The following is a 13265-nucleotide window of genomic DNA, read 5'->3' as shown; positions in this document are numbered from 1 at the left end:
CTTTGTTACTATTAGTTTTATCCCCCTTAGTCAGGGTGTAGTGATTGAGGTATAATGTAAATTCGGTTATCTCTTTTCCATCCTTTAATTTCCTTTTCTGTTTAGAATAATATCTGATGTTATCAAATGGGATTACCTTACTTTTATTTAAAATAAGGTTTTGCCGAACGATTACATTTTCCTCAACGTATAGCTTTTCAAGCCTGAAGAAAAGAATATACCCACTGAGGGCAATCAGAAGAATTATCCCCAGGGTCATTAATAGAGTAATACTATAATAATCGAAAACATTCACAATGAAGGTTTGAATGGAAACGGCCATCAGGTATGCCAATACTAAGTATCTATAGTGGTAACTTTGATGCATTGAAGATGAGTTTTTATTGAACCTCAACCTTTTGTAGCCATTGCTCAATAGCACTCATTTGGTTTGCTGAACTGCAATGTTCCTTGGCCTTTAGTAAATACTTTTTCGCAGTTTCGTTGTCGTCATTGAGTGCGTAAGTAATGCCAAGGTTTGTGAGTGTGATATCATCCTTAGCGTTTATTTTAAGCACCTTTTCAAAAATTTTGATCGACTCACCATAATTACCCAATTGCAAATTTGCGGTGCCCATATTCGATAAAACCCTTACTCTTGATTCTTTCGATTTAGCTATTGTGGCAGCTTTTTGATAAGAAGATAATGCTAAAGTCATTTCTTGGTTTTGATAGAAAGAGTTACCGATGTTCAAAACCTCTTCAAACGCTTTTAGCTCTACTAATTTATCTAGGTTGGTCACATGATTTATGGTATCTCCGGTGGCAATCGCATTCATGCTTTTTAGAGAATACAGTTGATTCTTATTGGATTGATCTGCTTTTACCTGCCCTAAAAATATTTCAGCTTCATTGTAACTATTGTAATCATAAAATTGTTGAGCAAGACCCAATAGAGCACTATCTTTTCCTTTTAATGCTTGAAGCAAATATTCTCGATCTGCATCATTTGTAAAACCTGGAACTCCACCCATGATATTATTGACCAGCAGGACCACCTCTTCACAAGAAAGTTGAATAAAACTCATATAAGTACTATTGGTATTTTTAGGACATATTTTCATACACTCAATAAGGTGATCGATGGCCATTTTATTTTCTCCTTTTTGATAATAAGCGAATGCAAGATTATTATAGGGTTCTGGATAGGTATTGTTTTGTTTGATGGCTGTTTGGGCAGAGGCAATTCCTTTTTCAATATCTCCATTTTGAATGTAAATCATCGAAAGATAATTGTGAGCAATAGGGTTGTTACTTTTTAAAGCAATTGATTTTTCAAAATAGCTTTGTGCTGATTGAAGGTTGATACTTGGGATTGAATTCTTTATAATTCCCAGTAGATTGTTCAATGTGTAATCATTTTCAACGTAATGATCTTTTAATAGCTTTTCAAGCGTTTCATAATTTCCATTTTTCATATGATGGAAATAATCAGACTTCTGATAAAATAAAGAATAATCATAATTGAGGTGATTACAGATGGCAGATAAATAAAGATAATCAATATTCGATTTGCCAATATTTTCTGCTACGACACTTGCTTTCTCTAATTTTGAACTTTTGAAGAGTTTCCAAAATTTTTTTTCTGAATTGGCAAAAATGTTCGTCGATATCACCAAGAAGCTGATAAGTAGTAGTTGATATTTCATATCTGTTTGCTTTTTTAGTTGACAGCATTATTAAAAAAAAATAGATCCTATTCGATTTATTGCTACTCTAAATTTTGAGTATTCAGTGGAAATGCTGCTTGAAGTTCTAAAAGTAAATTTTAATTTATAAAGGCTTAAAGTTACATTTTTTCTAGTATTTCGGTCTATCCATTTTTTTTAAGATAAAATAGAAGAAGATGGAAGCTTGAAAGTTGATGAAAATCTGGTTTTGTAATGGAGTAAGTAAGGGCGAATTCAAACCCACCCTTACTGTTTTTATTATTGTTCTAAAATGAGCTGATTGTCTAATTTATATTTACCAATATGATCCGTTAGATCTCCTCCTATATATAAATAACCATTATGCTCTTTTATGGAGCTTGCCTCAGATACAACTTTACCGGAGGTATCATAATATGTTTTTAAGATTTCTCCTTTTGCACTGAGGTGCATGATCATTCCGAATGCCTCTTGTTTTGGTTGTAACCAAAGGGGAACCCCAAAGATGAACTTCTTCATCCCTGTTTTAGGTTGTATTTTATCCAATAAATCATTTCTTCTAGTGGAGAAGCCGAGCCAAAAACTACCATCTGTTCTTCTTGAAATACCATTGGGGATACCCGGTAAATTATCAATAAAGATATCAGTTTTACCCTTTTTATCACCCTTAAGCCAATAACGTAGAATTCTGTATTTTGTCAGTTCTACCATCAATACAAACTCGTCATTAGAAGAGACGGCGACACCATTACCAAAATAGGTGCCGTTGATCAATGTCTCCACCTTTTTGGTATTCGGATTGTACCGATAAAGGCCTCCATCAGGTTTTACCTCAAATATTATTTTTCGAGCATTAAGTCGAGAAAAAGGAACTTTGGAAGAAGTGTTAGAGAAGTAAATCATTCCATCTGTTGCAATGTCAACATCATTGGGGATTAAGAACTTTTGTCCAGATTGATCTTCACTGACAAGAACAGTCATTTCACCTTTTGGATTGATGCTCACTAACCCTTTATTAGGGACGCATGCAATGAGGTTTTGATTACTGTCAAAATGCAACCCTGCTACCCATTCTTGTGTATTGCAGAACACGGATACATGGCCTGCTGTATCAATTTTCAATATTCTGCCATCAGAAAAGTCAGTAGCAGTGATGTGTGCACCACAGTATAAATTACCTTCTTTATCTACCGCAATATCTTCTGGTCCGTACCAATTATTGAGACCAATCCATTCGGTGGATTTTAGTAGTTCATTTTCAGCAGTACTGCCTGATAGTTCAGGTTTTTCAGGAGGTGTCCATGCAAGAGGTTTTAAAGCACATGACTGTAAGAAAAGGCTTATACTCACTAGAATAAACCATAGAAAAAGAGGGAGTTGCATTACTTTTTTCATCATAATTTTTGTTGGTTGATTATTCACTTTACAAAGCTATTATGAGGAGTAATGGTGTGCATTGATAAATGTTAAGAAATGAGGATTTGCTTTCTTACCCTACTTAATGATTCTGGGGCAATTCCTAAATAACTGGCAATTTGATGTTGGGGAACCCTCTGAATGATTTTCTCATCATAAGTCTCTAAGAAGTCCAAGTACTTTTCTTTAGCAGTAAGTGTCTGCATTTTTCGTGTTCTTTCAATTACACATAAATAATTTTTTTCAGCCATCAAACGTCCAAGCTTTTCAAATTTAGCCGCTTTCTGATATAATTCTGTCATTGTCTCAAATGAGATAGCATAGACGCTACTTTTTTCAATGGTTTCGAGAGACTCAAGAGAAGGAGTTTGAGCAATAAAGCTAGAATAACTGGAGATAAATTGACCATCGCAGGCAAAGTAAGTATTGATTTCTTTTCCATCTTGAAGATAAAAGGAACGTATCAATCCTTCCTCAATAAAATAGACTGAGTTTTCTACTTTACCTTCCGTTGTAATGATCTCTTTTGCTTTGTACTCACGTTTAATAAGTTTCTCTTTGAGTACATCCCACTCAGCAGATGTAATTTGAATAAGTTGGATAAGTTGTTTTTTGAGTTTTTCCATTTTTTTAATTTAAAGATAGATAGAAGTTAATTCTATACGGAATGGTGTTTTTGGAAAAAATGTTTTAATCTATCCCAAAGCGTCTTTCTCGGTTTAATATCTTCAAAGAAGTGGGGATTAAATGAGGTGGTTTTATCCATTTCAAGTACTTCTTTGGCAATCTGTTGAGGATTAAAGTTATCCTTTTGATTAAGAATTGAACGTATTTGTTGATCTATTTCATCATAAGGCAATTGAATAGAGTTTGTATCATACCCCATTTTCTTTAGTAATTTCACATATCCAAAATTACCTAATATAATATTCCAATTTGGCCATATTTTAAGAAGTTCTTCACGAAGGCCAGTTATATTTTGATTAATAATGAGTTCTTTACGATCACAGTCAATTATCAATATCTCATATTCGCAAATAGTACCTTCAGGTTCTAAAGGTGTAGAGGGCATTTTTTCTAAAACGGGAATAATCTTCTCACCTAGTAAAGCAAGTTGTTCATCATTTGCACAATAGCTTTTCTTCATTTGATAGTGATTATTTTTTTTGAATACAATATTGCAATAGGTGTATTCTCCTCCTGTATCATTTTCAACTTCCTCAAGGCCAATAGATGTATTTAAATCAATTTCTTGAAGATTAATGTAGCCACTATTAAGTCTTTGATCAATATCTGACATTTCTTGTTCAGCAAAAGATACTTTCCAGCCTTTCCACTTGTTTTTTAGTACTTCAATATATTTTTGCCTTACGGAGTACTCGCATAAAACTTCAGATTCCCAAAACAATAATTCTTTTGAATCTAGATCAAGGTAAACACATCCTTCAATCCAAGGCTCATTAATTAATGCTTCTTTTTGCTCAAATTGACGGACGAATTTTACAAATCTATCATATCCGATCATAAGATCACTGACCATCTTATTTGCTCTCCAATGTGTATAATAGATCTCGATCGTTTCTTTCGATTTGATGACATAATTTCCTCTTTGTCCCATTGGATTGTTGTTTTAAACCTGTTCTTTTCGTTTGTAATAATATTATAGTATTTATTTTGTCTCATCCCATCTAATTGGTTGATGTTCTTTCATTTGAAGAGCAAAAAAATCAAGGGCTTCATCAATTTTATCAAAATAGACTCCATTATCTCCTGGTAGTCCAACATAGAAATTTCCCTTAGCAGTTGTCAAGGTAGGAACGATATATAAATCAAGTGTCCATGTGTGTTGGATTTTCGGATCTAAGCTAAACCTGAGCCAATTGTGGCTTGTAAATGGGTAATAGTTCTGAAAATCAATTCGTCTTTTTGAGGTGCAAAGCATTTCGTCAAACCTATTATACCAATCTTTATTATTCAAAAAATCTATGTTTTGAAAACATCTATTTTTAACTTTAATCCATTGGTTCTCTATTTTTTGATTTGGATGTGGATGAGTAAAACTTTCAAATTGTTCTAGTTCACTAAACTCTGTAAAAAGTTGTTGTACATTAACTTTTTCATCAACCCAAGTTTTTAAAAGAAGAGCCAATCTTTGTATGCCTTTAACAATACCTCTTAAGAAGCAAAACTCATAGTCTCTTTTTTCATAGGCATCAAAAAAAAGTACTACAAATTCTGTTTCATTACTAGCGAACTCAATATGGATACTTTGATCATTTTTAGATGTATATAAAGAATACTTATCGGTTTGAATCCCTTCTTTGGAGAGTTCAATAGAGGAGTTGAGTAATTTTAATTGTTTTTGTAGTTCTTCAGTTAAGTTCATTAGTTTTTTACAATGAGTGTACCTGTTGTTTTAAAATCCTTAATATAGTTCAATACTCAAAAGGGTGCAAGTTCACTAGCAAACAGCGTGAATATGTAACCCGTATTTATAAAGTGGTTTTCCAAGTCAGAGATTTATACAGAAAGGTTTGAAAGGAAGGGTGGCTGAAAAATACCGTTATTATAGAATATCTGTTGACTAGAAGCTTCAGTTTTTTTTAAAAACCGCTGTTGTGAATATGCAGAGTAATTTAGAGAACAAAGAAGTCTACTATCGAAACGATTAATTCTCAGTTGATAAATCACCTACCTATAACAATGCATAAATTATAAGTTAAAGAGAGTTAACGGTTATTTTCTCCGAAAGAGTTATTAACATAAATGTGTAAATGCAATAGATAAGAGTTGTTTTTTGTAATGTAACTGATAAATAGACTTTTAGATAATGATTGTAAAGTGTTACAATCTAAAGTTTTACAAATAATAACAATTAGTGTATAATATTATATAATTGATATTTAAGGTTTTACCATCCACCTTGCTGACGTATTCTCAGTTCTTTTATCAAGAAAAACTTAATTTTTATCTAAATCAACTATCAATCTTCCTGATGAAATTAATTCAGTCTATTATTGTTATAACAATGTTAACAATGCAATTTGTTAACGCCCAGATTATTCCATTAAACCCTTCTGTAAAGAAAAAGCAGTTAGATAATGGATTTACGTATTACATCCAAAAAAATACAACCCCTTCAAAAGAAGTTCAATTTCGATTGATTCTAAATGTGGGATCAATACTTGAAGATGAAGATCAAAGAGGCTTTGCTCATTTCTTAGAGCATATGGCTTTTAATGGAAGTAAGCACTTTCCAAAGAATGCTCTAATTGAATACTTTCAAAGTATCGGGGTAGAGTTTGGAGGAGATATCAATGCTTACACTGGCTACGATGAGACAGTGTATATGCTTCCAATACCTAATAATGAAAAAGAAACATTGGACAATGCTTTCCTTTTTTTCTCAGATATCCTTGGTGGATTAACATTAGACAAAGAGGATATCGATGCTGAAAGAGGAATTATTCATGAGGAATGGAGAACCACAACCGGTTTATCTGATCGTCTGAAAAAAAATATGTATCCCTTATTGTACTATAATTCTAGATATAAAGACCGATTGCCAATTGGTTTAATGGATGAAGTGGTCATGAAACAAGATAATGAGGAAGCTTTACGCCGTTTCTATAGAGATTGGTATCGTCCTGATTTAGCGACACTACTTGTTATTGGAGATATTGATGAAAAGGATATAGAAGAGAGAGTGAAGGCTTCATTTTCAGGTATAACTAATCCAATAAATGAGAGAGAAAGAGTGAGCTATAACATTGCAAATCATGATCAAACACTGATTAAAAATATACAGGATGAAGAAATCACTTCTACTTCAGTAAAAATCATTACCAAGATACCAAAGCACAAAGAAAAAACGGTTGAGGACCTCAATAGGAGTGTTGCCAACATCATTTATACTTACTTAGTCAATGAACGACTTTCGGAGGTGTCCAAGCAGAAAGGAGCTGCGTTTATGTATGCTCAATCTTTTGCTCAAGGTGGTTCCGGAGATAAAGGAAGGTATATTTCCACTGCTTCTGTAAAGTCTGGAAGTGTAATCGAGGGTGTTGAAGCATTACAGAAAGAGCTATATAGAATTAAAAAATATGGTTTCTCAAATGAAGAGTTTGAAAGAAAGAAAAGCATCTTCGAAAAAGATTTGAAAACCAGTATTTTAGAACAAAGTACTTTGACTTCAGCTCAGTATATTAATATGTTGATGAACCATGTGATTTATGGAGAAGAATATACTTCCACTGAGTTTAAAAATAAGTTTTTGCTTGATGTAATCAACCAAATCACGCTTGATGATATTCAACGATTGGCCAATGAATATATCAATGATAGAGAAAAGAATAGAGTGGTTTTTGTAACGGCACCATCTTCTGAAAAAATCCCAACTGAACAAGAGATTCTAAAGGCAATTAATCACATTAATTATGATGAAATAACACCTTATGAAAGCGAAGAAATAGATGCTCCTTTACTGACAACTTTACCTCAAAAAGGAAATGTAAAGAAAGAAGAAAAAGATAATGTGTTAGGTACCACTACACTTTATTATGAAAATGGAGTTAAAGTAATCTTAAAGCCTACAACCTACAAGAAAGACGAAATCAGATTTACAGGTAGAAGAAATGGTGGTTATTCACTAGCATCTGATGAAGATTTTAACAACGCAACTATGGCTAACACTTTAGTAGGGTTGGGTGGTTTAGGAGATTTTAATCAACAACAATTAGAAAAAGTTGTAGGAGATAAACGCGTGGCTTTAAGTTCTTTTATTCATCGTTACACGGAAGGTGTGAGTGGTTTTTCTAATGTTGAAGATGTGGAGACTCTTCTACAGCTGAACTACCTCATGTTTACTGCTCCAAGGAAAGACAGGGATCAGTTTGACCGTTTTATTGAAAATAAGAAAGAGTTCAATAAGAACAGTATGAATGATCCTGAGACTTATTTCACGGATGAAATCAATAAAGTAATGATGGAGAATAGTCCGAGGACTGCCACTTTATTGACTGCAAATCAATTGGATGAACTTGATCTGGACAAAGCTTTTGATTTTTATAAATCAAGATTTAATTCAGCCAATGGAATGGTCTTCATCATGGTTGGTTCTTTTGAGATAGATCATTTGAAACCATTGTTAGATCAATATTTAGGAAGTTTACCTTCAGGACCAATCGTCAAAAAATATAAAGATCATGGTATCCGCCCTCCTCATGGAAAGATTGTGGATGTAAAGAAGAATACAGCAGATAAGACAAAAGTGATATTACGTTTTACAGGTAAGTATCCTACAGCACAGGAGGATCGTATTGGTATTCAATTATTGAGTGACATTGCAACTATCCGATTGACGAAAGTAATACGAGAAGAAATGGGAGGTGCTTACGCTCCATTTGCATCGGTCTATGTGGATAATCTTCCGTACAGCTACTATCAATTTAATATATTATTTACGACTTCACCAGATCAAGCAGTGGAACTAAGAAGTGTGGCTCTCTCTGTAATCAATGATTTAAAAGATGAAATCAAAGAAGAGGATATTGATAAAGTTAAAAAGTCTTTACTCAATCATCGCAGTAAATCTTTAGAAAATAATGGCTATTGGTTTAAACTATTATCAAACTATAATCAAAGAGGAGAAGGAAGAGAACAGTTTGAGAATTACAGTAAGGATGTAGACAAAATAACAGCCAAGAAGCTTCAATCAATTGCAAAAAAATATTTAAAAGATAGTGAGGTGTTGACTTTTATGCTTAGTCCTCAGAATTAATAGAGTGTATGGAAATAACAAACAAACAAAAAATCTACAGGTTATTAATGGCTGTAGGGTTGACTTTTATGGCCCATTTTGCTTTAGCACAGCAACAATTGACTGTAAAAGGAGTGGTAACAGATGCTGAAACTGGTGATCCTTTGATCGGTGTGACGATTATGATCGAGGAAACAACTTCAGGTGTGGTGACGGATTATGATGGTCATTATGCATTTGGAGGTTTACCCCGTTTGACTAAGCTTGTATTTAGCTATGTTGGTTATGCTGAGCAAATCGTAGAAGTAGGGAATAAGACGATTTTAGATATACAACTAAGGCCCGCTACTGAAAACCTGGAAATGGTGACAGTATTTGGGGAGAATCAAAGAGACCCTCGTTCTATTACAGGTTCAGTAAGTAAAATCAATACTAAAGTATTTTCTACAGGTACGCCAGCAGGTTCCTTTGATCAGTTGCTTCAAGGGCAAGTGGCAGGCTTAGCAGTGCAAGCTAGTGGAGAACCAGGAGAAGCTTCACAAATAAGAATTAGAGGTAATAATTCTTTAGGAATAAGATCGACAGATGAGGCTTTGACGACTTTTAATTCGGCCAACGAACCTTTGTATATTTTAAATGGAACCCCGATTTCATCTGCTGTATTTGCAACAATTAACCCTGATGATATTGTTGAAATTAAAGTCTTAAAAGATGGTTTGGCAACTGTTGAATATGGGGTGCGTGGTGCGAATGGTGTTATTGAAATTAAGACGAAAAGAGGTATTGTAGGAGGAACAACTTATAATGTTCGTTATCAACATACGATTAGACCTGTTGGAGATTTAGGTGGAATTTCTTTAATGAAATCTCATGAGAAATTGGCATTGGAAAGAGAATTATCAATCACAAATGGTCTTGGTTATATCTATTCACCAAAACCAGGAGACCTCCAACCTGTACTTGACTATAAGGCTCAAAAGTATGCTGAATTAGAAGGGACCAATACAGATTGGTATAAAGAACTTTCTCAAGTAGGACAAGTAAAGGATTTGCAAGTGAGTATTTCTGGAGGTGTCCATGATACTAGGTTTTTTGTTTCTGCCAACTATTATGATGAAGATGGTAGCTACAAAAATTCGTGGGCAAAACGTTTTGCGACCCGTTTTAGTTTGGATCATAATATTAATAACCGTTTGTCAATAGGATTTGATGCCTCAGTGGCTAGGAGTCAACGCTCAAAATCACAGACAAGTCCAGCAAGGTTAATCTATACATTGCAACCTTATGAAACGCCAGGTGATACAACATTTGTATCACGAAGTACGAATGATGGAGGTGTGAATTTTGAAAACCCTTTTGATGAACTTTATAATACGTACAGAGAAAATACAACTTGGAGAGTAAACGTAAACCCTAAAATTGCTTACAAGTTCTTTAAAGGTCTTACCGCTCGATTGGAGTATGGAGTAGCCTATTCCGAAGCTGAAAATACGAGTGTAAAATTACCGAACACGGAAGGAGTAACCGTCCAACAAATTAGTGGTGGCGTAACGAAAGGAGAGTCAAAGATGTTGACAAACCGATTGAATTTTAATACAGAATTTATTCAGTCCATCAACAATCATTTTGTATCAATCGTTGCAGGTACAGAATATGTCAATAATAATAATTGGGGTTTTGGGTATAATTCGGTGGGTATATCCCCAAAAGTAGACCCTAGTATAGGAGCAAATCCTCATGCCACAATTAACAATTCTAAGTACACTGATGCTCTTTTAGGTTTTTATGGACGATTCTCCTACAGTTTCAAATCTAAATATGATTTTACAGGTTCAGTAAGGTATGATGGTTCATCTGTACTGCCCGTAGGAGAACAATTTGTAGCGGCATACGGAGCAGGTATAGCATGGGATATGAGGTCTGAACGTTTTATGTCTTCATCAAAGAAGATAGATCAATTGAAATGGAGACTTTCTTATGGTTTGAATTACAATTCAGGAGGTATTCGCCAAACATTAGGATTACCATTTTATGACTTCACAAACAGCAATACTTACAGAGGAAATAGAATTATTAATCTTGTAGAGTTTTATAATCCTGACTTAAAATTTGAGAAAACCAAACAATGGACTGCAGCTTTGGATTTCGGAATGCTTGATAATAGGTTATATGGTACTGTAGAAGTGTATATCAAAAACACCGATGATTTATTATCAAATATCAGTATTCCTGCAAGTAATGGTTATACAAGTTTGCTTCAAAATATTGGCTCATTGGAAAATAGAGGTATAGAAATATCATTGAGTGGTGTACCAGTGAGAACCAACCATTTCCGTTGGACTTCGAGATTAAACTTGGCCTACAATATTAATAAGATCACAGATTTATATGGTCAAGATGAAATCAGAGTAGGAAGTGAAGGTTATTTTAAAGTAGGTGAACCCATCAATTCTGCTTTTGTGAGACATTGGGCAGGTGTTAATCCAGTGAACGGACAATCCATCTATTATACACGCTCAGGTGAATTAGTAAATGCTGGAAATGCTCCTCAGATGATTGGTTTTGGTACATACGATCACCCATATACTGGCGGTTTTACCAATACCTTTAATTACAAAAATTTAGAGTTGTCAATGTTGTTGACATTTGCATTTAATGGTGTGAACTACAATAACCTCAAAAGTACAATGATCCAAAATGTAAAACTTGGAGAAGTACCTTTTGCTGGTTTCTATGATCAAGTCTGGTTAGAAGAAGGAGATGTGAAAATTTATCCAAAACCGAATTCTTTTGGTGGTAACACTGCAAACTCTTTATTCCTGGAAGATGCAAGTTATGTTAGAGTAAAGAACGTGACAGTTAGATACAACCTTCAGCAGTATCTCCATCTTAAGCATGTGGAAAACTTTATGATTACAGCCCAGGCTAATAATTTATATACTTTCACCAACTATCAAGGCATTGATCCAGAGGTAACAGGTATTGGACAACCGTTATTACAGTCTTATACACTAGGAGTTGATGTTACTTTCTAAACAATATTTTCATGAAAAATTTAATACTAATTATATTTTTATCGATGAGTATATGCTCTTGTTCTTTGATTGATATTCATCCTGACGATGTGGTGTCATCTCAAAGGGCATTTGATGATGTGACCTATTATCAGCAAGCATTAAACAAAGTATACCACGATTTAACATCACCTATTAATAATATATCATCAACGGATTATGCCACGGATGATTTTACGAATGTGATTAGAGGATATAATCAAACGAATTATTTTATCTATCTGTGGGATTATCAGGCTAGACCTCAACCACACATGTGGGTACAGCAGTATAATTTGATTGCAATGACCAATATTATCATCGATAACTATGATGTTGTTCCAGTTAAAAACACGAAAGAGCAAGAGCAAAAAGATGTAATATTTGCTCAAGCAGAAGCAATGCGTGCTTGGTTTTTCTTTAACCTTTTAGAAATCTATGCGCCACATTTTGATGGATCAAATGGTAATGAATTAGCCATTCCACTGAAATTAAAATTAGATAGGGAGTATTTACCACAATCTACAATAACTGAAGTATTTACTCAGATTGAGCAAGATCTTACTGATGCAGAAGATAAACTCAAAGATTTTACGCCATCAACATCAGACGCTCATTATGTTTTTGGTTTGGATGCTGTAAGGGCCTTAAAAGCAAGAATAGCTTTGTATAAAGGTGACTTTGAAACTGCAAGAGCTTACTCAAGCTATTTTATTGATATAGAATTACTAAGCTCTGATGATTATTGGATGCTTTGGGGAGATCAATACGGGTCAAAGAACCAAGAGGTGATTTTCATGACGCATAACCTTTCAGATACAGATCAAGGGTCGTTATTGGATTATCACAATCAATATGAAACAAATAATGTGGCTTTAACGATTGATTTTTACAATGAATTTGAAGATTCAGATGTAAGAAAAGGAGAGCAATATATTAGCAAAACAACAAGAAGGCCACTAAAGTATTTGTATCTGGCAGATGAGAATAACTCTGATGAAACTAGAATGCTTAATTATAAGTACTTCAGAATTGCTGAGCAATACTTGATTTATGCAGAAGCTGTTAGAGAAGATAATCCAGATAGAGCTTTGGAAGTTATCAATAAGTTGAAAGTAGCAAGAGGTGCTTCACCATTAACAACACTTTCCCTAGATCAAATTTTAGTAGAAAGACGAAAGGAATTCTTCCAGGAAGGTGTTCGTTTTTATGATCTAAAGAGGCTTTCCAAAGTATTAGGTATTACAGTTACAAGGCCAAATGGAAATCAATTGGCTCCAGGTGATGCTAAATATACTATTGATATACCTATAGAAGAAACAAACTCCAACCCTTACATCAAGTAATAAA

9 protein-coding genes are annotated in these 13265 nt (G+C 34.0%); 3 read left to right on the top strand and 6 right to left on the bottom strand.

Annotated elements, in window-relative coordinates; genetic code table 11:
• From PL77_RS32330 to PL77_RS21090, 6 genes are all read right to left on the bottom strand, one after another.
• Positions 1-367, bottom strand: a 367-nt coding sequence (locus PL77_RS32330) for a hypothetical protein (RefSeq protein ID WP_216595931.1), incomplete at its 3' end; no start/stop codon positions are given.
• A gap of 13 nt (positions 368-380) precedes the next feature.
• Complete coding sequence (locus PL77_RS21110; RefSeq protein WP_044209910.1) at positions 381-1688, bottom strand: tetratricopeptide repeat protein; 1308 nt, start codon at positions 1686-1688, stop codon at positions 381-383.
• 279 nt (positions 1689-1967) lie between these two features.
• The gene (locus PL77_RS21105; RefSeq protein ID WP_052444609.1) at positions 1968-3086 is read right to left on the bottom strand and encodes an SMP-30/gluconolactonase/LRE family protein; all 1119 of its coding nucleotides are present in this window, start codon (positions 3084-3086) and stop codon (positions 1968-1970) included.
• A 68-nt stretch (positions 3087-3154) separates the two neighbouring features.
• Positions 3155-3730: a Crp/Fnr family transcriptional regulator gene (locus PL77_RS21100; protein ID WP_044209908.1), complete on the bottom strand. Its 576-nt coding sequence runs from the start codon at positions 3728-3730 to the stop codon at positions 3155-3157.
• A gap of 32 nt (positions 3731-3762) precedes the next feature.
• Positions 3763-4722, bottom strand: a complete 960-nt coding sequence (locus PL77_RS21095) for a hypothetical protein (RefSeq protein ID WP_044209906.1) — start codon at positions 4720-4722, stop codon at positions 3763-3765.
• Between the two features lie 51 nt (positions 4723-4773).
• Positions 4774-5490, bottom strand: a complete 717-nt coding sequence (locus PL77_RS21090) for a hypothetical protein (protein WP_044209904.1) — start codon at positions 5488-5490, stop codon at positions 4774-4776.
• 651 nt (positions 5491-6141) lie between these two features.
• Here PL77_RS21090 and PL77_RS21085 point away from each other — a divergent pair.
• From PL77_RS21085 to PL77_RS21075, 3 genes are read left to right on the top strand one after another with little or no spacing between them, the layout of a single operon-like run.
• Positions 6142-8883 carry a pitrilysin family protein gene (locus PL77_RS21085; RefSeq protein ID WP_044209901.1) on the top strand — a complete coding sequence of 914 codons (2742 nt, stop codon included), beginning with the start codon at positions 6142-6144 and terminating at the stop codon, positions 8881-8883.
• Between the two features lie 8 nt (positions 8884-8891).
• Positions 8892-11897 carry a SusC/RagA family TonB-linked outer membrane protein gene (locus PL77_RS21080; protein WP_044209899.1) on the top strand — a complete coding sequence of 1002 codons (3006 nt, stop codon included), beginning with the start codon at positions 8892-8894 and terminating at the stop codon, positions 11895-11897.
• 11 nt (positions 11898-11908) lie between these two features.
• Positions 11909-13261: a RagB/SusD family nutrient uptake outer membrane protein gene (locus PL77_RS21075; protein WP_082026667.1), complete on the top strand. Its 1353-nt coding sequence runs from the start codon at positions 11909-11911 to the stop codon at positions 13259-13261.
• Positions 13262-13265 lie beyond the last annotated feature (4 nt).

The sequence above is a fragment of the Flammeovirga sp. OC4 genome (assembly GCF_000812565.1).
Classification (GTDB): Bacteria; Bacteroidota; Bacteroidia; order Cytophagales; family Flammeovirgaceae; genus Flammeovirga.
Note: the sequence above shows the minus strand (reverse complement) of the source record. Positions and strands in the feature narration are given on the sequence as shown.

Excerpts from the sequence above, each read along its gene's own strand:
- PL77_RS21110 (WP_044209910.1), bottom strand. The coding sequence starts at position 1,688 with ATGAAATATCAACTACTACTTATCAGCTTCTTGGTGATATCGACGAAC.
- PL77_RS21095 (WP_044209906.1), bottom strand. The coding sequence starts at position 4,722 with ATGGGACAAAGAGGAAATTATGTCATCAAATCGAAAGAAACGATCGAG.
- PL77_RS21090 (WP_044209904.1), bottom strand. The coding sequence starts at position 5,490 with ATGAACTTAACTGAAGAACTACAAAAACAATTAAAATTACTCAACTCC.
- PL77_RS21100 (WP_044209908.1), bottom strand. The coding sequence starts at position 3,730 with ATGGAAAAACTCAAAAAACAACTTATCCAACTTATTCAAATTACATCT.
- PL77_RS21105 (WP_052444609.1), bottom strand. The coding sequence starts at position 3,086 with ATGATGAAAAAAGTAATGCAACTCCCTCTTTTTCTATGGTTTATTCTA.
- PL77_RS21085 (WP_044209901.1), top strand. The coding sequence starts at position 6,142 with ATGCAATTTGTTAACGCCCAGATTATTCCATTAAACCCTTCTGTAAAG.
- PL77_RS21080 (WP_044209899.1), top strand. The coding sequence starts at position 8,892 with ATGGAAATAACAAACAAACAAAAAATCTACAGGTTATTAATGGCTGTA.
- PL77_RS21075 (WP_082026667.1), top strand. The coding sequence starts at position 11,909 with ATGAAAAATTTAATACTAATTATATTTTTATCGATGAGTATATGCTCT.